Source organism: Enterobacter sp. Ag1, assembly GCA_000277545.1.
Classification (GTDB): domain Bacteria; phylum Pseudomonadota; class Gammaproteobacteria; order Enterobacterales; family Enterobacteriaceae; genus Cedecea.
The window spans coordinates 74,691-96,202 of record AKXM01000016.1; the positions used below are offsets into that span (position 1 = coordinate 74,691).

A 21,512-nucleotide genomic window follows, 5' to 3' on the forward strand; every position below is an offset into this window, starting at 1 on the left:
CTCAGGCCGTTTTACTCAGGCTTTCCAGCGCTAAGATTTTGGTGAACCGTAGCCGCCCGTCGTAGGGCGGCAGGCTGAACGTTTCGGGGTCAACCTCCAGGCTGAACTGCGGATCGTAGCCCTCGCTCAGATAAAGCCTGACGGCCTCCGGTTGACGAAAGCCAGTGGTGAGATAGATGCGGTTGTAGCCAGCCTGAAGGGCCAGTCTCTCCAGTTCGCGAACCACTCGTCCGGCCAGGCCCTGCTTGCGCAGAGTACTTTTCGTCCAGATACGTTTGATCTCGGCGGTTTGCTGGTCGTAGGGCTTGTAGGCCCCGGTGGCAATAATTTCACCCTCGGCTCCAGCACGATAAAAATGCCCTGCGGCGGCAGATACCATTCGGTCAGCTCCACTTCGGCATCACGGGAGAAAAAATCCCCGTAGCGGGCGGCGTACTCGCCAAACAGGCCGCTAATGATTGGCTGCAGCTCCTGCGCTTCCGGGGACAAAACGCGAAAATATTCGCTCATATACGCCTCCTCAATCGCCTAAACCGGCAGGGTTAACTTCCGAGGCAGAAATACGCTCCACGCCTTCACCCCAGCGCTTTAAAACTTTGTCGTAGTCGCCCTGTTGAATCGCGCCGTTGAGCGCCGTCTGCACCGGTTCCACCAGGCCACTGCCTTTTTTCAGCGTCACCGCAATGTGTGCCGCTTTTGGCCAGCCGCCGTCCACGCTGCCCACCAGCTTTGTTTTACCGGTCAGCGCCGCTTTCCATGCCCCGGTGACATTAGGCCCAAACCAGGCATCGGCTCGCCCGGACTGCAGCGCCAGCGTGAGCGCGGCATCGTCTTTGGTGTACACCGGCGTAAACGGCTTCAGCCCTTTTTTCTCGTTTTCCGCATTCCACGCCAGCAGGATCGCTTCTTGATTGGTGCCGGACCCAACGACGATGCGCAACCCGGCGATATCTTCCGCGTGGGTGAGCGATTTAATCGGGCTGCTGGACTTCACATAAAAGCCCAGCGAGTCTTTGCGGTAGGTGGCAAAATCGAACTTCTCTTTGCGATCTTTGGTGACGGTAATATTGCTGATCGCGGCATCATATTTCCCGGAAGCTACGCCGAGCGGCCAGTCCTCCCAGGAGGTCGGGACCACGTTCAGCTCTAGTCCCAGGCTGTCGGCAACCAGGCGGGCAATGTCGACTTCGCTGCCTAGCAGGGTTTTATTGTCATCAGAAAAAACCGTCAGCGGCGGCGAATTGAGCGCCGCCACTGCCACGGTAAATTTACCGGGAACGGCAAATCGATAATCTTTAGGCAACTGCGCGATGGCCTGCGGATTTTTAGCGGTATTGATCGGCGCTTTGTTGGCTTCCAGGCTGACGCCAGTGCCGTTGATGGTCACGTCGTTCGCCCAGGTAAGCGGCGTCCACGCCAGCGCAATCGCCAGCAGCAGGGATGTTTTTTGCATAGTTTTTCTCTTTATTTGTTTTATTTGCCGTAGCGATTTTCGGGTTGCGCAAGGTCAAAGCTTTCGCGCAGCGTGATGCCGGGGTATTCGGTGCGGAACAGGCCACGAGCCTGAAGGACCGGCACAACCTGATCCACAAAACGCGGGAAGGTGTCCGGGGTGCCGCCCTGGATGATGAATCCGTCTGCCGCTCGCTCGTCAAACCACTGTTGCAGGCCGTCCGCCACCTGTTCCGGCGAACCGGAAAAACGCGGCCTTGGGCTGGCGGCTTCAAGCGCGACCTGGCGCAGGGTTAACCCGCGCTCCCGGGCGTTGCGTTTGATCTCATCGGTGGTGCTGCGGAAGCTGTTCTGGCCCAAATCGCCGATATCGGGAAAAGGCTCGTCCAGCGGGTACTGGCTAAAGTCATGGTGTTCGAAATAGCGGCCCAGGTAATTCAGGGCATCGCTGATGGAGACCAGCGCAGCGGTGGTTTGGTACTGCCGTTCAGCGTCTTCGGCATCCGTGCCAACGATGACGCTCACGCCCTGGAAGATGTGCAGCGAGTCAGCCTCACGGCCTTGCCCTTCCAGCTGGTTTTTCACATCCCGGTAAAAGGCTTTTGCCTCATCGAGCTATTCATGGTGAGTAAAAATGGCATCGGCATGTTTTGCCGCCAGCTTTTTGCCGTCTTCCGAGGCGCCGGCCTGGAACAAAATTGGCCTGCCCTGCGGCGTGCGGCCAATGTTCAGCGGCCCCGCGACCTGGAAGAAATCCCCCTGATGATTGAGCGCGTGCAGCTTTTCAGGAGCGAAGAACTGCCCGCTTTCTTTATTGCGCACAAAAGCATCTTCTTCCCATGAATCCCAGAGCCCTTTTACGACGTCCAGGTATTCATCGGCGATGCGATAGCGCAGCGCGTGTTCAGGATGCTGGGTTCTGGAGAAGTTTTTAGCCGATCCTTCCAGTGGAGACGTGACCACGTTCCAGCCGGCGCGGCCGTTGCTCAGATGATCGAGACTCGCAAACTGGCGCGCCGTGGTAAAAGGGTCGCTATACGACGTCGACAATGTTCCCACCAGGCCCAAATGCTTCGTCACGCTCGCCAGGGCAGATAATACAGTCAGCGGCTCAAAGCGATTTAAAAAGTGCGGGATAGATTTTTCGTTAATATAAAGTCCGTCGGCCACAAAGATAAAATCCAGCTTCCCCTCTTCCGCCTTGAATGCCGTTTGTTTGACGAACTCAAAATTGATACTGGCATCGGCTACCGCAGCAGGATGGCGCCAGGCCGACATATTTCCCGACGCGCCATGTAATATCGTACCCAGTCTTAATTGTCGTGTTGCAGACATGCCTTATCCTTATGCGGATCGTTAAAATCCGCCGTCGCTGATTAGAGTTAAAGTTGTTGTAGCGCCGATTGGGCTAACCGGGCGAAATAACGGGCTGCGGGTTCAATCAGTCTTTCATCGGGATCGAAGGCCGGATGATGAAGCCCATAGCGGCTGTCGCTGCCGATGCTGACAAACGCGCCGGGAATATGCTGGAGATAAACCGCAAAATCTTCGCCGCCCAGGTGCAGATCGGCATGATGCGTGGCGTAACCTTCCGCGGCGGCAACTTCGCTGGCAAAGGCTGCCCAGCGCTCATCGTTAACCAGCGCGTCAGGCCCCAAATGCCAGGTGACGTCGATTTCCGCCCCAAAGGCGCTGGCAAGACCGGCCGCAATCTCAATCACGCGAGCTTTAACCGCCTCTCGCACGCTGGCGCTGTGGGTGCGCAGCGTACCTTCCAGCTCAACGCTTTCCGGCAGCACGTTCCAGGTGTTACCGCCCGCAATACGGGTAATACTCAATACGGCTGAATCCAGCGTGTTGACCTCCCGGCTGGTGATACTTTGCAGCAGGGTAACTAATTGGCTGGCAAGCAATATCGCGTCTTTGCCTTCATGCGGGCGCGCCGCATGCGCGCCTTTGCCCCGCACATGAATGACCAGCCGGTCAACGTTGGCATAGAACGGGCCGCCGCGTGTGGCAAACGCCCCGACAGGCAGGCCTGGCTCATTGTGCATGCCAAAAATGGCGGAGATCCCCTCCAGCACGCCGGCCTTGACCAGCGTGCTGGCCCCACCAAAACGCTCCTCTGCGGGCTGAAACAGAATGCGAACCCGGCCGTTAAGCTGCGCTTCGTTCTGCTTAAGCAACAGCGCCGCGCCCAGCATCACGCTGCTGTGAACGTCATGCCCGCAGGCGTGCATTACCCCTGGATTCTGCGAACTAAAGGCCACGCCGCTGGCTTCTTCAATGGGCAGTGCGTCGATATCGGCCCGCAGCGCAATAGCGTTCTCGCCTTCGCCAATTTCCGCCACTACGCCGGTGTGTAGCGAATACGGCAGCAGGCGGATACCCGCGCTTTGCAGCCAGTCGCGGATGCGCGAGGTGGTTGCCACTTCTTCAAGGGATAATTCCGGGAACCGGTGCAGCTCGCGACGCCAGTCGATCAGTTGCTGAGCAAACGTCATACAGCCACCTCCGCAGCCGCATGGGCCTCGGCCAGCAGCTGCAGCGAAGCCAGACGTTCTGCTCCTTCTGCCACCGGCGTATCAATAATAAATTCATCAATGCCGTACTCTTCGTGCAGCGCCTGCAGCGCTTCCCGCACCGCTTCAGGCGTGCCTTTGAACAGCGAAGGTTCACGGCGCGTCAGGCTTCGCAGCGTGCTGCCGGACTGGCGGGCAAAGCTGTGGGCCTGCTCTTCGCTTGCCACGCTCACGCGCTGGCCGTTTTCAAGTTCCACGCCCCAGATTTCCACCTGTCGGGCAAGCTCTTCCGCGCGGCCTGCATCCCGTGCCACGATAGCCTGTACGGCCACCAGCACGTCGCGGCGGCTGTTCTTTTTCCACTCAGTCACTACGTCGCGCAGCAGTGTTTTATCGCCGTTTAAATGGGCGGCAAAAACAAAGTTCCAGTCCAGGCTGGCCGCCAGCCTGGCGCTTTGCAGGCTGGCGCCTAATAAAAAACCTTCCGGGCGCTGGGCCGGTAGCGGCGTGGCGCGAACGCTTTCGTCCGTCGCGGGTTCACGTCGCGAGAGCCAGTCGTCGAGCTGCGTGAGCTGTTCATCAAAGCTGCCTTTTATCGACGGCGATTGCCCGTGCTGCAGCGCCTGCGTCGAAAGCGGCAAGCCCCCCGGCGCTTTACCGACGCCGAGATCGATGCGGCCAGGCGCAAGGGACGACAGCAGATTGAAGTTTTCGGCCACTTTGTAAGGGCTGTAATGCTGAAGCATCTCGCCGCCGGAGCCCACGCGAATGCGGCGAGTCTGCCCGGCAATCCAGGCAATCAACACTTCCGGCGAAGGGCTGGCAAGCTGGGGCGTGTTGTGGTGCTCGGCCAGCCAAAAGCGGTGATAGCCCCAGGTTTCTGCCTGCTGCGCGAGATGCAGCGTACGGGCCAGGGCGTCCGTCGCGCTGTCGTTGGGCGCAAGCGGGCTTTTATCCAGGATACTGATGCGATAAGACATAATGCAGGCTCATTGTTAAAAACATGCCTGCATTATTAAAAGCGGGAGACGGCGGTGAGAAACAATTAATTTACATTTAGACTTCTGAAATAGAGATAAACAAACTCACACGCCTGCCCAACTCTTTGCTACCGGGCGAATATTTTTGCGGGTGACGGATCGTCAGGTAAAAAAAAGCCCCGCTGGATAAGCAGCGAGGCTTTGGTTCAACCTGGGAGATTAATCCCGGGCCTGCAGTTCAATAATATTTTGCTCAAGCCGATTAATCAGGCTGCTTAACAGCGCCTGCTCTTCGCGAGTAATACCCGACAGGATTTCTCCCCGCGTTTCGTTTATTACGCCTTCCATCTTTTCAATGATTGGCGCGGCCTGCTCGGTCAATTTAATCCGTTTTGCCCGACGGTCGTTTGCACAGGTTTTGCGCGAGATTAACCCTTTCTCTTCGAGTTGATCGAGCGTACGAACCAGTGATGGCTGCTCAATGCCGATCGCTTTAGCCAACTGAATCTGTGACTGATCTGGCGGCAGCTGATGAATATTATGCAGCGTTACCCAGTGTGTCTGTGTCAATTCCAGAGGTTTCAGGCGATGGTCAATCAGCGCACGCCAGATGCGTACCAGGCGGGCCAGATCCGAACCTAATGGCGATGGCGATTCCAATTTCATCTCCTTATAATTAGCTTGCTAACTTATTATACTGATTTTAGACTATTGTGCAGGCATTAATTGTTAAAAACAAATCCCTTACTTTCACTGAAGTTATGCAACCAGCTATACTTTTATTCTACATCTAAGTGAGGGGAAACGGCAGCCACCCCCGTTTTTTAAAGGATTATCACTACGTGAGTCTCACTTTTAGCCCGTCCGGTTTCCCACTTCAGGATCTTGTGGTCGGGGCATCGGTCTACTTCCCTCCGCTGTTTAAGGCCGTGTTTGTCGGCTTTTTTATCTGGCTGATCGTCCACCGTTTGCTGCGCGACTGGATTTATTCCGGCGAAATCTGGCATCCCACGTTAATGGACTTATCCCTTTTCGCGCTGTCCGTCAGCGCCGGCATGGCTCTTTTGGTGATGTGGTAACGCAATGAATATCAAAACAATAAAATATTTTTCCACCCTCATCGTTTTTGCCGCCGCGCTGCTGGCGGGCTGGCTGTTATGGAACTATTACATGCAGTCGCCCTGGACGCGGGACGGCAAGGTGCGCGCCGAACAGGTGAGCATCACGCCGCAGGTATCCGGCACCATCGTGACCCTGAACGTGAAAGACAACCAGTTTGCGAGTAAAGGCACTCCGTTGTTCACCCTCGACGCCACGCCTTACCACATTGCGGTGCTAAACGCCGAGGCGCAGCTGGCGAAGGCCCAGTCCGATCTGGCCAAAGCCAGCAACGAGGCGAACCGCCGCCAGAATCTGCCGCGCAACTATATTTCTGCCGAAGACATGGACACCGCCAACATTAACGTTAAAGCGATGCAGGCGGCAGTGAAAGTCGCCCAGGCCACGCTGGAGCAGGCGCAGTGGCAGCTTTCGCAAACCACAGTCACTGCCCCGGTAGACGGCTGGGTCACCAACCTGACCTCCCGCGTCGGGAACTACGCCAGCGAAGGCAAGCCGGTCTTCGCGCTGGTGGACAGCCACTCGTTTTACGTGGTGGGCTATTTCGAAGAGACCAAGCTGCGCCGCATTCAGCCTGGTAATGCCGTGCAGATCGTGCTGTACAACGGCAACCAAAAGCTGAGCGGCAAAGTAGAAAGTATTGGCCGCGCGATCTACGACCAAAGCATCGAAAGCGACAGCGACCTGGTCCCGGACATTAAGCCGAACGTGCCGTGGGTTCGCCTTGCGCAGCGCGTGCCGGTGCGCATTAGCCTGGATGCCATTCCTGATGGCGTGACGCTGGTGTCAGGCACCACCTGCACCGTTAGCGTTCAGCCCTGATGAATCTCAGTTTTCTGGCGTGGCATAACACGCCGTGGGGAAAAGCCACCGGCGGGCAATGGCGCTATGCGCTGCGTAACGCTATTGCCATGGGCATGGCGCTGGCCATTGCCTACGGCCTGAATCTGGATGAGCCTTATTGGGCGATGACCTCCGCCGCCGTGGTGAGCTTCCCCACCGTTGGCGGCGTGATAAGCAAAAGTCTGGGGCGGATTGCGGGCAGTTTTATCGGCGCGGCAGCCTCGTTAATGATTGCCGGCAACGCGCTGAACGATCCCTGGCTGTTCACCTTCGCCATGGCAAGCTGGCTGGCGCTTTGTACCTGGGCCTCCAGCCATTTTCAGAATAACGTGGCCTACGCCTTCATGCTCGCCGGGTACACTGCCGCCATTATTGCCTTCCCGATGATCAATACCGTGGAATCAACGGAGCTGTGGGATATCGCCCAGGCCCGCGTGTGCGAGGTGGTGGTCGGGATATTGTGCGGCGGCTTTATGATGATGGTGCTGCCCAGCACCTCGGACGGCAGCGCTCTGGTTAGCGCCCTGAAAAACATGCACGCCCGGCTGCTCGAACACGCCAGCCTGCTCTGGCAGCCGGAAACCACCGACGCCATTCGCACCGCGCATGAAGGGATTATCGGCCAGATCCTGACCATGAATCTGCTGCGTATTCAGGCTTTCTGGAGCCACTATCGCTTCCGCCGCCAGAACAACCTGCTGAACTACCTGCTTCACCAGCAATTGCGCCTGACCAGCGTGATATCCAGCCTGCGTCGGATGCTGCTCAACTGGCCGGAGGCACCCGCCAATATCTGGTCGGTGCTGGACAGCCTGCTGCGGGAGCTGGCCAAGCCCAACGCCGATAAATACACCGTTGCCCGGCTGCTGCAACACATCGCCCCTCATTCTCAGGACGATTATCGCCATCAGGCATTCTGGCACCGCCTGCGCTATTTCTGCTGGCTCTATCTCAACAGCAGCCGCTGGCTAAGAGAGCTGGAAAACGCCACGCCGGTGTCGGTGATTACGCCGCCCGAAGCCCCGCCGCTGGCGCGCCATACCGACAATGCCGAAGCGCTGTGGAGTGCCGTGCGCACTTTTGCAACGATCGTCCTGACCGGCGCCTGGTGTATCGGTACCCAGTGGGAGTCCGGCGGCGGCGCGCTGTCCCTCGCCGCCATTAGCTGTGTGCTCTACTCTTCGGTCGCCTCGCCGCTCGGCTCGCTCACGCTGCTGATGCGGACCCTGCTTTGGCTGTCGCTGTTCAGTTTCCTGGTGAAATTTGGCCTGATGATTCAGGTCACCCAGCTGTGGCAGTTCCTTATTTTCCTGCTGCCGCTGCTGCTCACCATGCAGTTACTGAAACTCCAGCAGGCAAAGCGCGCCGCGCTTTGGGGGCAGCTCATTGTCTTTATGGGATCGTTTCTGTCGGTCAGCAATCCGCCGGTGTACGACTTTGCCGGGTTTATGAATGACAACCTCGCCAAAGTCCTCGGCGTGGGCATTTCATGGCTGGCTTTTTCGGTACTGCGCCCCAGCTCCGACACCCGCAGGAGCCGCCGCCATATCCGGGCGCTGCGGCGCGGGTTTATCGACCAGCTCAGCCGCAAACCGCAGCACAGCGAGAGCCAGTTTGAATCGCTGGTGTACCACCACATCAGCCAGCTTAGCAGTAGCAAAGAAGAGGCGGCCCGCCGCTGGCTTCTGCGCTGGGGCGTGGTGCTGCTCAACTGCTCGCACGTAGTCTGGCAGCTGCGCGGCTGGGAAACACGCTCCGACCCGCTGTCGATGGTCAGGGACGTTTGCCTGCACACCCTGCGGGATGTGATGAGTGAACGGGGTGTACTGCAAAGGCCGCTGGCGGAATCACTGAAAGAACTGCAAAGAATGTGCGACACGCTGTCGCATCATCACGATCCGGCGGCGCGGGAACTGGCGGGCATTATCTGGCGGCTTTACTGCTCGCTGTCCCAGCTGGAACAGGCACCGCCTGCCGGAACCCTGGCAGGCGGTCAGTAACGATCAAGGCACGTCGTAGCCGAGCGCGGCCTTACGAATGCGGAACCACTGCTGGCGAGTCATCTCCAGAGACAGCGAGTGAATGGCAGAGCGCACACGTTCGATTTTGCCAGACCCGATGATCGGCAGCGGGGAAGATGGCAGGCGCATCACCCAGGCATAAACCACCTGTTCGATGGTGTCGGCCCCAAGTTCTTCCGCCACTTTCTGCAGTTCGGCGCGCAGCGGCTGGAATTCATCGTCGTTAAACAGACGGCCGCCCCCAAGGCAGGACCACGCCATCGGACGAATGCGCAGCTGCTGGAGCTGGTCGAGCGTGCCGTCCAGCAGCAACGGCTGGTGCACCGGTGAAAGCTCAACCTGGTTTGTTGCCAGGGTGAACGGCAGGCGAGACTGCAGCAAGGAGAACTGCGCCGGGGTAAAGTTAGACACGCCGAAATGGCGCACCTTGCCGCTGTGATGCAGCGCGGTGAAGGCTTCCGCCACTTCGTCGGCGTCCATCAGCGGGTCCGGGCGGTGGATCAGCAGCAAATCCAGATAGTCGGTGGCCAGTTTTTTCAGCGAGCTTTCTGCACTGCTGATGATGTAATCGCGATCGGTAATGTAGTGGCCAAGAGCATTTTCTGGCTTCGCGGTGGTGGCGATACCGCACTTGGTGACAATCTCCATTTTACCGCGCAGATGTGGCACCAGACGCATCGCTTCGCCAAAGGCCGCTTCACAAGCGTACCCGCCGTAAATATCGGCGTGATCCGCCGTGGTGATCCCCATCTCAACGTGCTCTTCAATAAAGCTCGCCAGCTCGCGCGGGGACATGTTCCATTCCATCAAACGCCAGTAGCCCATCACCAAGCGTGAAAACTCCGGGCCCTGCGGGGCAATCGTAATACGCTGTACCATAAAAAAATCACCTCAAAAAAGGAAAAAATCTTCCCCGAGTATAACGGCGGTGAATGATTAAAACAGTGAGGGCTGCTCAGGTTCTTCAGGAGAATTTGGCTTGTTTGCTCGTAACTTGCGCAATAAGCGCTGGCGGCAGAGGCGCAGCACGTCCTGCTTTTGGGCGTCGCTCATTTGCTGCCACTGGAAACGCTCGTCCCGGCTGCGCATACAGCCACGGCAAAAGCCGCGTTCATCCGACTGGCAGATCCCGCGGCAGGGGCTTTGAATGGGGAAGAACTCTAGCTGCTCAGACACTAACCCGCCTCATTAACGACTTTGCATCAATTGAAGCCTGAGTCTGCCCCGGATGCAAGCGGGGCGGCTAAAAAATCGCCTCTCGACTGAAAGCGGCTGAAAATTAAGGTTCAACTAATCTTCTCTCTCCAGGATAGCGCATATTCAGTTTTGTATTCACGGCTTATATGAACCTTTTAAAAAAGTTACAGTGTAACGATGCGCAGTTTAACCTCTGCTGCGCATTTTTCTTTACGCTGATCAATTCTCTTTTTATCCACCGCAGCTGGCAGCTAATTGCCCCGCACTCGCTCCATAGCTGGCTGTTTGCCGCTTCGGTGCCGGTGGTACTGTTCTGCGGCTGGCTAATGATTTTCAGCGTGGTGAACCTGCCCTGGCTGCGCAAACCCGTGCTGGTGCTGCTGGTCATCGGCTGCGCTGCCAGCAACTATTTTATGTTCACCTACGGCGCCGTCATTGATAAAAACATGATGGTCAACGTGTTTGAAACAGATTCCCAGGAAGCCACCGCGCTGGTTACGCCGCAGCTGGTCAGCTGGCTGGCCTTGCTGGGTATTATCCCCGCCCTGTTGCTTTCCCTGGTGAAGGTTCAGCCGGCGCGCTGGTGGCATATCGTGCTGACTCGCCTGGTCGGCATTCTCGCCGGACTGCTGGTGATAATCCTCATCGCCGCTGTGTTTTACAAAGACTACGCTTCGCTGTTCCGGAACAATAAAAGCGTGGTGAAAATGGTCACGCCCGCAAACTACATCAGTGCCATTAGCCGCTACAGCAAAGAACGCTGGTTTGCCGGGGATCAGACGCTGATTAAAATTGGCGAAGACGCGCAAAGAGGCCCGCTGATTAAACAGCAGCCGAAGAAAACGCTGGTGGTGTTGGTCGTCGGTGAAGCCTCAAGAGCCGAGAACTATTCGCTGGGCGGCTATGAGCGTGAGACCAATCCTCAGCTCAAAAAACAGGGCGTGATTTACTTCCAGAATGCCTCGTCCTGCGGGACGGAAACCGCGGTTTCTGTGCCCTGTATGTTCTCAGTGATGCCGCGTAAAACCTACGATGCGGATCTCGCCCGGCACCAGGAAGGCCTGCTGGACGTATTAGCCCACGGCGGCGTGAACGTGCTGTGGCGGGATAACGACGGCGGCTGCAAAGGCGCCTGCGACCGTGTTCCGCATACGGATATGACCCAGTGGAAGCTGGACGTTTACTGCAAAGACGGCGCCTGCTTTGGCGATGTGCTGCTCCACCGCCTGGACAATGTTCTCGACGGCCTGCAGCGGGATACCGTCCTGGTGCTGCATCTGATGGGCAGCCACGGGCCGGCTTATTACCAGCGCTATCCGGCCAGCTTCCGCCGCTTCACCCCCACCTGCGACAGTAATCAAATTCAGGACTGTGACCGCCAGGCGCTGATTAACACCTACGACAATACTATCCTGCACACCGACGACGTGCTGAGCCGCACTATCGACAAGCTGAAACAGCATCAGGATAAACTGAATACGGCGCTGGTTTACCTGGCCGATCACGGGGAATCTCTCGGGGAAAGCGGTATTTACCTGCACGGTACGCCGTATATGCTCGCGCCTTCGCAGCAGACACATATCCCGCTACTGTTCTGGCTGTCACAGGATTATCAGCGAAGCTTTGCGCTGGACAACGAGTGCCTGGCCAATAAGGCCGCCAGCGACGCCGTGTCCCAGGACAATTTGTTCTCAACCCTGCTCGGTATGATGAATATTCATACCTTGGTTTATCAAAAAGATACGGATATTCTTGCCGACTGCCGCAGGCGCTAATGGGATGGTGGTCACAAAAAAGTGGCCGGCGCCTATTGCATTAGACTGACTGGTCTACTACATTTGAGCGCATGAATCGACATCCTGAACACGACACTCGCGAACATCTCCTCGCCATTGGCGAGCGGCTGTGCCTTGCCCGGGGCTTTACCGGCATGGGGTTAAGCGAATTGTTGCGCACCGCAGAAGTGCCCAAAGGCTCTTTCTACCACTACTTCCGCTCAAAAGAAGCGTTTGGCGTGGCAATGCTGGAGCGCTATTATCAGGCTTCTAATCTGCGCGTGGCGGAACACTTTTCGCACGGCGAAGGCAATTATCGCCAGCGCCTGCTGAAGTGGTACCAGGATATGCTGAGCTACTTCTGCCAGAGCGGAAACCTGAGTAACTGTCTGATAGTGAAACTTTCAGCAGAAGTCTGTGATCTTTCGGAAGATATGCGCGGCGCGCTGAATAACGGCGGCTCACAGCTAATCTCTCTGCTTGCTGATGCCCTGGAGAAAGGCCGCAGCGAAAAAAGCCTGCGCTTTGAAGGCGAAGCGCTCGAGCAGGCCATGGTGCTGTACTCGCTGTGGGTAGGCGCCAGCCTGCAGGCAAAAATATCCCGCAGCGCGCTGCCGCTGGAAAGCGCGCTGGCACACGTAAGAATCCTATTGGCAGAACCTGTCGCCTGACAGGTTTTTTATTTACTGAATTACTAGACGACCGGTCTACTTGAGGAAACACCATGTCAGCAGATAAACTGTTTACGCCGCTCAAAGTTGGCGCTATTACCGTACCAAACCGTATCTTTATGGCTCCGCTGACGCGCCTGCGCAGTATTGAGCCAGGCGATATCCCAACCCCGCTGATGGGCGAATATTACCGCCAGCGCGCCAGCGCCGGGCTTATCATCAGCGAAGCAACCCAGATGTCCGCCCAGGCTAAAGGCTACGCCGGCGCTCCGGGCCTGCACAGCGAAGAGCAAATCGCCGCGTGGAAAAAAATTACCGCTGGCGTGCACGCTGAAAAAGGCCACATGGCGGTGCAGCTGTGGCACACCGGCCGTATTTCCCACTTTACCCTCCAGCCAGGCCAGCAGGCTCCGGTCGCGCCTTCCGCGCTGAGTGCCGGGACCCGTACCTCCCTGCGTGACGAAAACGGCAACGCCGTTCGCGAAGATACTTCCATGCCTCGCGCGCTGGAACTGAACGAAATTCCGGGCATCGTGGATGACTTCCGCAAGGCAATTGGCAATGCACGTGACGCCGGTTTTGACCTGGTTGAGCTGCACTCTGCTCACGGCTATCTGCTGCACCAGTTCCTGTCTCCTTCTTCTAACCACCGTACCGACGAATATGGCGGCAGCCGCGAGAACCGCGCTCGCCTGGTGCTGGAAGTGGTTGATGCCGGGATCAAAGAATGGGGTGCCGACCGCATCGGGATCCGCGTATCACCGATTGGATCCTTCCAGAACGTGGACAACGGCCCGGACGAAGAGGCTGACGCGCTGTACCTGATTGAAGAGCTGGGCAAACGCGGCATTGCTTATCTGCATATGTCCGAGCCGGACTGGGCCGGTGGCGAACCGTACACCGAGACATTCCGTGCCAAAGTCCGTGAGCGTTTTAGCGGTGTGATCGTTGGCGCTGGCGCCTATACCCCGGAGAAAGCGGAAGATCTGATCGGCAAAGGCCTGATCGACGCCGTCGCGTTTGGCCGTTCGTTCATTGCCAACCCGGACCTGGTCGCTCGTCTGCACAAAAATGCCGAGCTGAACCCACAGCGCCCAGAGTCCTTCTATGGCGGCGGCGCGGAAGGCTACACCGACTACCCAACGCTGTAACTCCGCAGTACCTTTCATTGATAGCGGCGCGCAAACGCCGCTATACTCAACGACTCCAGAAATAACTGTCTCATTCGACGAGGATTTTATGCGTCTACTTCATACCATGCTGCGCGTTGGCGACCTGCAACGCTCCATCGAGTTTTATACCAAAGTGCTGGGCATGAAACTGCTGCGTACCAGCGAAAACACCGAGTACAAATACTCTCTCGCGTTTGTCGGCTATGGCGATGAAAGCGACACGGCGGTTATCGAACTGACCTATAACTGGGGCGTGGACAGCTATGAGCTGGGCACCGCTTACGGCCACATCGCGCTGAGCGTGGATAACGCCGCAGAGGCCTGCGAACGCATTCGCAATAACGGCGGCAACGTGACCCGTGAAGCCGGCCCGGTAAAAGGCGGCACCACCGTTATCGCTTTTGTTGAAGATCCGGACGGTTACAAAATCGAGCTGATCGAAGAGAAGCACGCGGGCAAAGGCCTGGGTAACTGATTTTCAGGCGATTAGCGTCAAACAAGGGGCGTGTTGTGCGCCCTGATTGTTGCTAACTAAAGATGGAAAAAGCGTGGTTTTTCCCTCTTTGTGGTTAACAGATGAAAATCAATGAATTGATTTTTCTGGTTTATTTCATAATGACTTCGGGCCGCCTTTCCTATTATTGGGGAGTTATCCATACCCTGAAGGCGCACGTTGTGCGGCCTTTACTGCAACACTCCACGAAATTTGCCATAATGCGCGCTGCATTTTCCCCGTATTAAGAGAAGCTGATGTCAGACAACACGCAATTGCATGGCCTGTGCGACCGTTTTCGTGGTTTTTATCCGGTAGTTATCGACGTTGAAACCGCAGGTTTTAACGCTAAAACCGATGCGTTACTGGAAATCGCCGCCGTTACCCTGAAGATGGATGAAGACGGCTGGTTATCCCCCGACGAAACGCTGCACTTCCATGTCGATCCGTTTGAGGGCGCGAACCTGCAGCCTGAAGCCCTGGCGTTCAACGGTATTGACCCGCATAATCCCCTGCGTGGTGCCGTCAGCGAATACGATGCCCTGCACGCGATTTTCAAAACCGTGCGAAAAGGCATTAAAGACAGCGGCTGCAGCCGGGCGATTATGGTGGCGCACAACGCCACGTTCGACCACAGCTTTATGATGGCGGCGGCAGAGCGAGCCTCTTTGAAACGCAACCCGTTCCACCCGTTTGTGACGTTTGATACCGCGGCCCTGAGCGGCCTGGTGCTGGGGCAAACAGTGCTGGCCAAAGCCTGCATCGCCGCAGGCCAGAAGTTTGACAGCTCGCAGGCCCACTCCGCCCTGTACGACACCGAGCAAACCGCCCTGCTGTTCTGCGAAATCGTCAACCGCTGGAAGCGCCTCGGCGGCTGGCCGCTGCCGCTGGCCGACGAACCGGAATCTGAAGCATAAAAAAAGCGACCTGAGGGTCGCTTTTTTACTGGCTGGCGAAATTATTCTGCGCCTGGCTCTTCAGATTTATGCTTCTCTGCGGTCTCTTTAATCAGCGCCTGCAGTTCGCCGCGCTGGTACATCTCGATGATGATGTCGCAGCCGCCGACCAGCTCACCGTCCACCCACAGCTGCGGGAACGTTGGCCAGTTAGCGTATTTTGGCAGCTCAGCACGAATGTCCGGGTTCTGCAGAATATCCACATAGGCGAAACGCTCGCCGCAGGCGGACAGCGCCTGAACGGCCTGAGCGGAGAAGCCGCAGCTCGGCAGCTTCGGGGAACCTTTCATATAGAGAAGAATCGGGTTCTCAGCGATCTGGCGTTGAATTTTTTCAATAGTGCTCATTGTCTTGCTTCCTCAAACCTTGATACGGCAATAGCCTGCCATTGTAGCCAGTTGCGCCCCGGGCAGAAAACACCATTTTTATCAGGGTTTCTCTTTCCCCCGCCTGGCGCGCAAACATACCTTAAGAATAACACTTTTACGGCGCGCGAAAATGAGCAATTTGCTTCATTCAAGATCAATTAAACAGCGGATAACACCCTGGAATGGCTAATTTTTTAGCTATAGCTTCCACTTTTGACCGTTAAATAGTATTTGCCTATTAACATTATCGGCTTTTATGCATTAGAATCGTCGGGTTTCGCAAAAATCATACGCAGGCATGATGGTTAGCATCGTGTCTTCATTTATCAGGGGATTGACGAGTGGCGCGGATAAATAAAATCTCTATCACGCTATGTGCTCTGCTATTTGCTTTGCCCTATACACCTTTGGCGCAGGCGTCCGAGCACGTCCGCCATCCTGTTGCACAAAAAGGTCATCCGGCCAAGACAACAACCAGTAAAAGCAACAAGGGCAAAGAGAAAGCAAAACCGAAGATCAGCACAGCCTCCACAAAGAAGTCCGGTAAAAAAACAACCTCACCGGCGAAAGCCAAAGTGGCAAAACACACCACCTCAGGCAAAAGCAGCACCCTCGCTAAAACTAGCAGCAAAAAAACCTCGCAGAAATTAGCCCTACAGCCAGCCTCAGCCAACGTTGCCTACACTGAAAAATGCACTCATCGTAAAGGGCATAAAAAGCAGTGCGTTAAGGTGAAGTCGGAAAAAAATCTGACCATCGCGCAGGCGCATAAAGTGCGCGTGCAGAAAGCGCAAAAAACGGCCATGAACAAGCTGATGGGGCAAATTGGAAAACCGTATCGCTGGGGAGGTACTTCCCCACGCACAGGTTTCGACTGCAGCGGGCTGATTTATTACGCTTATAAAGATCTGGTGAATATCCGTATTCCACGCACCGCCAATGAAATGTATCACCTGCGCGATGCCTCCTCCGTTGACCGCGGCGAACTGGAAAGCGGTGACCTGGTGTTCTTCCGTACCCAGGGCCGTGGCACCGCCGATCACGTTGGCGTCTACGTTGGCAACGGGAAGTTTATTCAGTCCCCGCGCAGCGGCCGCGATATTCAGATCACCTCCCTGAGCGAAGATTACTGGCAGCGCCATTACGTGGGCGCCCGCCGGGTCATGACGCCAAAAACTATTCGTTAATCTTATCGCGCCCTTTCGGGCTAATCAGACTGATTAAAATATTAACAGCCCGGCACGGGCTGTTTTATTTTGTTGTTTCATTGCGCTTTTTTGCACTCTCGTAATTTGCTAACCTTATAACCACACAAAATGTAGTTATATTGTGAAGCAAAATAACAAGGAGTGAAGCCATGTCGTTCGAACTACCCGCCCTGCCCTATGCCAAAGATGCGCTGGCACCGCATATCTCAGCCGAAACACTCGAATACCATTACGGCAAACATCACCAGACCTACGTCACTAACCTGAATAATCTGATCAAAGGCAGCCCGTTTGAAGGTAAAACGCTGGAAGAGATCGTGACAGGATCTGACGGCGGGATCTTCAATAACGCGGCCCAGGTCTGGAACCATACGTTCTACTGGCACTGCCTGGCGCCGAATGCCGGCGGGGAGCCGACCGGTGACGTGCTGGCAGCCATCAACCACGCTTTTGGCAGCGTGGAAGCCTTTAAAAAGCAGTTCACCGAAGCGGCCATCAAAAACTTCGGCTCCGGCTGGACATGGCTGGTGAAAAATAGCGACGGCAGCCTGGCTATCGTCTCGACCTCTAACGCAGGTACCCCATTAACAACCGGAGCAAAACCGCTGCTGACCGTGGACGTATGGGAACATGCTTACTACATCGATTACCGCAACGCGCGCCCGGTTTATCTCGACCATTTCTGGGCGCTGGTCAACTGGGAATTTGTTGCGCAAAACCTGGCGGGCTGATTTTTAGCGGTTAACCACGAAGGAGGGAAGCAACGCTTTTCTTCTATATACGAGAAGGGCCGCGAAAGCGGCCCTTTGTAAATCAGTGCAGGACGGCGGTTAGCGCCCCGGCAACAATCAGACTCAGTACGATAACCGTAGTCACCACGGAAAACTTCAGATCGGTACTCATCGTAAGCTCCTTTTATTTCCCTACAAAGTGTATGTGGGGTGATTTTCCCACAATTAGCGATAAAAATCCTGCTGGATTTGCACAGATATCGGTTTTCCCTCTTCCACTTTGCCCCGGGATAAGCCAAAATCCTTCGCTAATTTACCGCGTATCGCCCGGCAACGCCCTCCTCCCGCTGTATGTCGCATCCCCGACAGGCCTGCAACCAACGTGTTGCCCCAGGAGTTAGCGAAGGCAAACGTTTAACACATGAGTTATCAGGAGTTTACGATATGGTCTGGAGTGACATCTAATGGCAACGATTAAGGACGTAGCGAAGCGCGCAAACGTTTCCACTACCACTGTGTCACATGTCATTAACAAGACCCGTTTTGTGGCGGAAGAGACACGCAACGCCGTCTGGGCAGCCATCAAAGAGCTGCACTATTCGCCTAGCGCCGTGGCTCGCAGCCTGAAGGTCAACCACACCAAATCCATCGGCCTGCTTGCCACCTCAAGCGAAGCCCCTTATTTTGCGGAAATTATTGAATCCGTTGAGAACAGCTGTTTCGCCAAGGGCTACACCCTGATTCTGGGCAACGCGCACAACAACTTTGAAAAGCAGCGCGCATACCTGTCCATGATGGCGCAAAAACGCGTGGATGGGCTGCTGGTCATGTGTTCCGAATACCCTGAGACGCTGCTTTCAACCCTGGAAGAGTACCGCCATATTCCGATGGTGGTGATGGACTGGGGCGAAGCTCGTGCGGACTTTACCGATTCCGTGGTCGATAATGCCTTCCACGGCGGCTACCTTGCGGGCCGCTACCTGATTGAACGTGGCCATCGCGATATCGGTGCTATTCCGGGTCAGCTGGAGCGAAATACCGGCGGCGGCCGCCATGCAGGGTTCCTGAAGGCACTTGAAGAAGCCAATATCAAAGTGCCGGATAACTGGGTGGTTCAGGGTGATTTCGAACCAGAGTCTGGTTATCGCGCCATGCAGCAACTGCTTAACCAGCCGCATCGCCCTACCGCCGTTTTCTGCGGCGGCGATATTATGGCGATGGGTGCAATTTGCGCCGCAGACGAAATGGGGCTGCGCGTGCCGCAGGACATTTCTATCATCGGCTATGACAACGTGCGCAACGCCCGCTATTTCTCTCCGGCGCTGACCACAATCCACCAGCCGAAAGAGCGCCTGGGCGAAACGGCGTTTAACATGCTGCTCGACCGCATCATTAATAAGCGCGAAGAGTCGCAGACGATTGAAGTCCATCCTCGTCTGATTGAACGCCGCTCGGTGGCCGACGGTCCGTTCCGCGATTACCGCCGCTAAGTCTCTTCGGGGGCCGGGAATGTGTTACCCGGCTCCTGCAGCCACTCCTGATTCATCGTCTCACTGTCACCCAAATAGTCCAGCAGCCAGCTCAAAGCGGGCGAAGCATCGTCCTGCCGCCAGGTTAAGCAGCAGGCCGCGTCCGGGAATGGATTCTCCAGCATCAGCTCTTTCCAGTCGCCCCTGACGAGCCACGGCTGGGCAATGTGCGTCGGCACCATACCAATGCATAATCCCGCCGTCAGGCAATCCGCCCCCGACGCCCAGTCCGGCACCACCACGCGGCGTTGGTTGTCCAGCAGCCAGGTAATGCGCTTGGGTAACGAACGGGATGTGTCTTCCAGCACAAGGGATGGCCAGGGACGAATGTCATCATCCAGAATAATACCTTCCCGTTGCGCAAGCGGATGGTCAGCGGAAACCACGCAGCGCCAGCTTAGCGCCCCCATGTCCCGAAATGCGTAACGCCCCCCGACCGGGATAGCCTGCGTGGCGCCAATCGCCGCCTCAACTCGCCCGTCGGCAAGCGCATCCCACACGCCGTTGAACACTTCCTGGGAAACCCTTAACTCGATATCCGGGAAATGACGATAAAAATCCAGCACCAGCTGGCGAGTACGCTCAGGTTTAACGATATTGTCTACCGCAATGGACAGGTGCCCACGCCAGCCGTTGGCTATCTGCTGGCACTGCTGGCGCGTTGCCATCATTTTTTTGATAACAGACCGACCTTCTTTGAGAAAAAATGCCCCGGCGGCGGTCAGTTCAACGTCCCGATGACGCCGTTCAAACAGCGGCACGGCCAGCCACTCTTCAAGCTGACGCACCGTGTAGCTGATGGCAGAAGGCACGCGATGCAGCTCCTGGGCTGCACCGCTAAAGCTGCCGTTTCGCGCCACGGCATCAACCACTTCCAGCGAATATTCAGACCACATATTTCTGCCTGCAAAAAATTTGAATGCAATTTGCAAATATTAGCGTTTCACAAGCGGTTTTGCACTCCGTAGACTCCTGCCCCGTTAACCTGCTATCAAAATCAAGAGTGAAATATGCAACCATCAAAGGGATTTCTTATCTGGCTTGCGGGGCTGAGCGTGCTGGGTTTCCTGGCCACCGACATGTACCTGCCCGCCTTTGCCGCAATTCAACAAGATCTGGGGACCACCGCCTCCGCCGTGAGTGCCAGCCTGAGCCTGTTCCTCGCTGGCTTTGCTTTTGCCCAGCTAATCTGGGGCCCGCTTTCCGACCGCTTCGGGCGTAAACCTGTGCTGTTGATTGGCCTGGCCATGTTTGCCGCCGGCTGTATCGGAATGCTTTGGGTGCAGGATGCCACCACGCTGCTGGTGCTGCGCTTTATTCAGGCCGTGGGCGTTTGCTCAGCCGCCGTTAGCTGGCAGGCCCTGGTGACTGATTATTATCCCGCCAACCGCGCTGGCCGCATTTTTGCCACCATCATGCCGCTGGTCGGGCTTTCTCCGGCGCTGGCCCCGCTGCTCGGCAGCTGGCTGCTGAACCATTTTGAATGGCAGGCTATTTTTGCCGTGCTGTTCGCCGTCGCTTTGCTGCTGATGATCCCCACGCTGCGCCTCAAGCCCCGGACTCAGCACCACGGGCAAACCGAAGACAATAAAGTCAGCTTCTTCTCTTTATTACGTTCCCGCGTTTACGGTGGCAACGTGCTGATTTACGCCGCCTGTTCCGCCAGCTTTTTCGCCTGGCTTACCGGCTCGCCATTTATTCTGAATGAGATGGGCTACAGCCCCGCGGCGATTGGCCTGAGCTACATGCCGCAGACTGTCGCTTTCCTGATTGGTGGCTATGGCTGCCGCAGCGCGCTGCAAAAGTGGAGTGGCAAACAGCTACTTCCGTGGCTGCTGGCTCTGTATACCCTGAGCGTGGTCGCCACCTGGGGCGTGGCGGTGAGCGGCCATGCTGATCTGACGCTGCTGCTTATTCCGTTCTGCGTGATGGCCGCGGCGAACGGCGCCATCTACCCTATCGTGGTGTCCTCGGCTCTGCTGCCTTTCCCGCAGGCAACCGGGAAAGCCGCAGCCCTGCAAAACACCCTGCAGCTTGGGCTTTGCTTCCTGGCAAGCTTAATGGTTTCCTGGCTGGTCACTACGCCGCTGCTGACCACCACCAGCGTGATGCTGGCGACAGTCCTGCTTGCTGGTCTGGGCTATGCCCTGCAACACGCGGCCCAACGCGAAGCACCCAACAAGGGCCACAGCGAGCTGTCCCGCGCACAGTAACCTGCATGATAATGTGAATGTTGTGTGATTAGCTTGCTAACAATATTCCATTGAACCCTCAATTAAACGGGCTTATAGTAATTGCGGTTCTACGATAAGCCTTATCAATTTTATTTTGCGGAAGCCGGAGCGCTTCCGTTTTTCCATGGATGGCCTTTCAGTAAGGGAGAATCCCCCCTTTCTCTGTTCTACGTCGGATATCAGGCACGCGGAATTTTCCGTGAGAGTTCTCACAAGCCGGGAATAGCGTCTACGCTGTTTT

Annotated in this window: 21 protein-coding genes and 2 pseudogenes; 12 read left to right on the forward strand and 11 right to left on the reverse strand. The window is 56.3% G+C overall.

Features of this window, described 5'->3' with window-relative positions; all coding sequences use genetic code 11:
- Position 1 precedes the first annotated feature (1 nt).
- The 6 genes and pseudogenes from A936_RS08005 to slyA form a co-directional block, all read right to left on the reverse strand.
- Positions 2-510: pseudogene (locus A936_RS08005) on the reverse strand (GNAT family N-acetyltransferase).
- A gap of 10 nt (positions 511-520) precedes the next feature.
- A complete protein-coding gene (locus A936_RS24065; RefSeq protein ID WP_008456446.1) occupies positions 521-1,453 on the reverse strand; it encodes an ABC transporter substrate-binding protein in 933 nt (310 codons plus the stop codon).
- 20 nt (positions 1,454-1,473) lie between these two features.
- A pseudogene (locus tag A936_RS24070) lies at positions 1,474-2,787 on the reverse strand (LLM class flavin-dependent oxidoreductase).
- Between the two features lie 47 nt (positions 2,788-2,834).
- Entirely contained in the window at positions 2,835-3,956 is a 1,122-nt protein-coding gene (locus A936_RS08020) for an amidohydrolase (protein ID WP_008456449.1), read from the reverse strand.
- Positions 3,953-4,954: an LLM class flavin-dependent oxidoreductase gene (locus A936_RS08025; RefSeq protein WP_008456452.1), complete on the reverse strand. Its 1,002-nt coding sequence runs from the start codon at positions 4,952-4,954 to the stop codon at positions 3,953-3,955. Before A936_RS08025 ends, A936_RS08020 begins: the two co-directional genes overlap by 4 nt.
- Before the next feature lie 219 nt (positions 4,955-5,173).
- On the reverse strand, positions 5,174-5,620 hold the full coding sequence (gene slyA, locus A936_RS08030; RefSeq protein ID WP_034808293.1) for a transcriptional regulator SlyA: 447 nt from the start codon (positions 5,618-5,620) through the stop codon (positions 5,174-5,176).
- 176 nt (positions 5,621-5,796) lie between these two features.
- On the opposite strand from slyA, the gene A936_RS08035 reads away from it, so the two are divergent.
- From A936_RS08035 to A936_RS08045, 3 genes are read left to right on the forward strand one after another with little or no spacing between them, the layout of a single operon-like run.
- On the forward strand, positions 5,797-6,033 hold the full coding sequence (locus A936_RS08035) for a DUF1656 domain-containing protein (RefSeq protein ID WP_008456455.1): 237 nt from the start codon (positions 5,797-5,799) through the stop codon (positions 6,031-6,033).
- A 4-nt stretch (positions 6,034-6,037) separates the two neighbouring features.
- Positions 6,038-6,895, forward strand: coding sequence for an efflux RND transporter periplasmic adaptor subunit (locus tag A936_RS08040; RefSeq protein ID WP_008456457.1), 858 nt, complete (start codon positions 6,038-6,040; stop codon positions 6,893-6,895).
- Positions 6,895-8,916, forward strand: a complete 2,022-nt coding sequence (locus A936_RS08045) for an FUSC family protein (RefSeq protein WP_008456459.1) — start codon at positions 6,895-6,897, stop codon at positions 8,914-8,916. Before A936_RS08040 ends, A936_RS08045 begins: the two co-directional genes overlap by 1 nt.
- 3 nt (positions 8,917-8,919) lie before the next feature.
- Here A936_RS08045 and A936_RS08050 read toward each other — a convergent pair whose 3' ends face one another.
- Both A936_RS08050 and A936_RS08055 read right to left on the reverse strand, forming a co-directional pair.
- On the reverse strand, positions 8,920-9,816 hold the full coding sequence (locus tag A936_RS08050) for an aldo/keto reductase (protein ID WP_008456461.1): 897 nt from the start codon (positions 9,814-9,816) through the stop codon (positions 8,920-8,922).
- Between the two features lie 57 nt (positions 9,817-9,873).
- A complete protein-coding gene (locus A936_RS08055; RefSeq protein WP_008456463.1) occupies positions 9,874-10,113 on the reverse strand; it encodes a DUF1289 domain-containing protein in 240 nt (79 codons plus the stop codon).
- 167 nt (positions 10,114-10,280) lie between these two features.
- Here A936_RS08055 and eptA point away from each other — a divergent pair, with 167 nt between their 5' ends.
- From eptA to rnt, 5 genes are all read left to right on the forward strand, one after another.
- Positions 10,281-11,909, forward strand: a complete 1,629-nt coding sequence (eptA, locus tag A936_RS08060; protein WP_008456465.1) for a phosphoethanolamine transferase EptA — start codon at positions 10,281-10,283, stop codon at positions 11,907-11,909.
- A gap of 71 nt (positions 11,910-11,980) precedes the next feature.
- Complete coding sequence (locus tag A936_RS08065; RefSeq protein WP_008456467.1) at positions 11,981-12,580, forward strand: TetR/AcrR family transcriptional regulator; 600 nt, start codon at positions 11,981-11,983, stop codon at positions 12,578-12,580.
- 53 nt (positions 12,581-12,633) lie between these two features.
- Entirely contained in the window at positions 12,634-13,731 is a 1,098-nt protein-coding gene (locus A936_RS08070) for an alkene reductase (RefSeq protein WP_008456469.1), read from the forward strand.
- An 88-nt stretch (positions 13,732-13,819) separates the two neighbouring features.
- Positions 13,820-14,227 carry a lactoylglutathione lyase gene (gene gloA / locus A936_RS08075; protein ID WP_008456471.1) on the forward strand — a complete coding sequence of 136 codons (408 nt, stop codon included), beginning with the start codon at positions 13,820-13,822 and terminating at the stop codon, positions 14,225-14,227.
- 275 nt (positions 14,228-14,502) lie between these two features.
- Positions 14,503-15,162, forward strand: a complete 660-nt coding sequence (gene rnt, locus A936_RS08080; protein WP_008456473.1) for a ribonuclease T — start codon at positions 14,503-14,505, stop codon at positions 15,160-15,162.
- Between the two features lie 41 nt (positions 15,163-15,203).
- On the opposite strand, the gene A936_RS08085 is transcribed toward rnt, so the two are convergent.
- Positions 15,204-15,548: a Grx4 family monothiol glutaredoxin gene (locus tag A936_RS08085; protein ID WP_008456474.1), complete on the reverse strand. Its 345-nt coding sequence runs from the start codon at positions 15,546-15,548 to the stop codon at positions 15,204-15,206.
- A 362-nt stretch (positions 15,549-15,910) separates the two neighbouring features.
- On the opposite strand from A936_RS08085, the gene A936_RS08090 reads away from it, so the two are divergent.
- Positions 15,911-16,756: a C40 family peptidase gene (locus A936_RS08090; RefSeq protein WP_008456475.1), complete on the forward strand. Its 846-nt coding sequence runs from the start codon at positions 15,911-15,913 to the stop codon at positions 16,754-16,756.
- Between the two features lie 170 nt (positions 16,757-16,926).
- Positions 16,927-17,508 carry a superoxide dismutase [Fe] gene (gene sodB / locus A936_RS08095; protein WP_008456476.1) on the forward strand — a complete coding sequence of 194 codons (582 nt, stop codon included), beginning with the start codon at positions 16,927-16,929 and terminating at the stop codon, positions 17,506-17,508.
- Between the two features lie 82 nt (positions 17,509-17,590).
- Here the strand turns inward: sodB and cydH are convergent, their stop codons facing one another.
- The gene (gene cydH / locus A936_RS23435; RefSeq protein WP_008456477.1) at positions 17,591-17,680 is read right to left on the reverse strand and encodes a cytochrome bd-I oxidase subunit CydH; all 90 of its coding nucleotides are present in this window, start codon (positions 17,678-17,680) and stop codon (positions 17,591-17,593) included.
- A gap of 292 nt (positions 17,681-17,972) precedes the next feature.
- Here cydH and purR point away from each other — a divergent pair, with 292 nt between their 5' ends.
- A complete protein-coding gene (purR, locus tag A936_RS08105) occupies positions 17,973-18,998 on the forward strand; it encodes an HTH-type transcriptional repressor PurR (protein WP_008456478.1) in 1,026 nt (341 codons plus the stop codon).
- On the opposite strand, the gene punR is transcribed toward purR, so the two are convergent.
- On the reverse strand, positions 18,995-19,933 hold the full coding sequence (gene punR / locus A936_RS08110) for a DNA-binding transcriptional activator PunR (protein WP_008456479.1): 939 nt from the start codon (positions 19,931-19,933) through the stop codon (positions 18,995-18,997). The genes purR and punR overlap by 4 nt on opposite strands.
- Before the next feature lie 114 nt (positions 19,934-20,047).
- Here punR and punC point away from each other — a divergent pair, with 114 nt between their 5' ends.
- Positions 20,048-21,250, forward strand: a complete 1,203-nt coding sequence (gene punC, locus A936_RS08115; RefSeq protein ID WP_008456480.1) for a purine nucleoside transporter PunC — start codon at positions 20,048-20,050, stop codon at positions 21,248-21,250.
- Positions 21,251-21,512 lie beyond the last annotated feature (262 nt).

Coding starts and splice junctions, on each gene's coding strand:
- eptA (WP_008456465.1), top strand. CDS start 10,281: ATGAACCTTTTAAAAAAGTTACAGTGTAACGATGCGCAGTTTAACCTC.
- A936_RS08070 (WP_008456469.1), top strand. CDS start 12,634: ATGTCAGCAGATAAACTGTTTACGCCGCTCAAAGTTGGCGCTATTACC.
- rnt (WP_008456473.1), top strand. CDS start 14,503: ATGTCAGACAACACGCAATTGCATGGCCTGTGCGACCGTTTTCGTGGT.
- A936_RS24065 (WP_008456446.1), bottom strand. CDS start 1,453: ATGCAAAAAACATCCCTGCTGCTGGCGATTGCGCTGGCGTGGACGCCG.
- A936_RS08020 (WP_008456449.1), bottom strand. CDS start 3,956: ATGACGTTTGCTCAGCAACTGATCGACTGGCGTCGCGAGCTGCACCGG.
- punR (WP_008456479.1), bottom strand. CDS start 19,933: ATGTGGTCTGAATATTCGCTGGAAGTGGTTGATGCCGTGGCGCGAAAC.
- A936_RS08040 (WP_008456457.1), top strand. CDS start 6,038: ATGAATATCAAAACAATAAAATATTTTTCCACCCTCATCGTTTTTGCC.
- A936_RS08045 (WP_008456459.1), top strand. CDS start 6,895: ATGAATCTCAGTTTTCTGGCGTGGCATAACACGCCGTGGGGAAAAGCC.
- A936_RS08050 (WP_008456461.1), bottom strand. CDS start 9,816: ATGGTACAGCGTATTACGATTGCCCCGCAGGGCCCGGAGTTTTCACGC.
- A936_RS08085 (WP_008456474.1), bottom strand. CDS start 15,548: ATGAGCACTATTGAAAAAATTCAACGCCAGATCGCTGAGAACCCGATT.
- A936_RS08065 (WP_008456467.1), top strand. CDS start 11,981: ATGAATCGACATCCTGAACACGACACTCGCGAACATCTCCTCGCCATT.
- slyA (WP_034808293.1), bottom strand. CDS start 5,620: ATGAAATTGGAATCGCCATCGCCATTAGGTTCGGATCTGGCCCGCCTG.
- cydH (WP_008456477.1), bottom strand. CDS start 17,680: ATGAGTACCGATCTGAAGTTTTCCGTGGTGACTACGGTTATCGTACTG.
- punC (WP_008456480.1), top strand. CDS start 20,048: ATGCAACCATCAAAGGGATTTCTTATCTGGCTTGCGGGGCTGAGCGTG.
- gloA (WP_008456471.1), top strand. CDS start 13,820: ATGCGTCTACTTCATACCATGCTGCGCGTTGGCGACCTGCAACGCTCC.
- A936_RS08025 (WP_008456452.1), bottom strand. CDS start 4,954: ATGTCTTATCGCATCAGTATCCTGGATAAAAGCCCGCTTGCGCCCAAC.
- purR (WP_008456478.1), top strand. CDS start 17,973: ATGGCAACGATTAAGGACGTAGCGAAGCGCGCAAACGTTTCCACTACC.
- sodB (WP_008456476.1), top strand. CDS start 16,927: ATGTCGTTCGAACTACCCGCCCTGCCCTATGCCAAAGATGCGCTGGCA.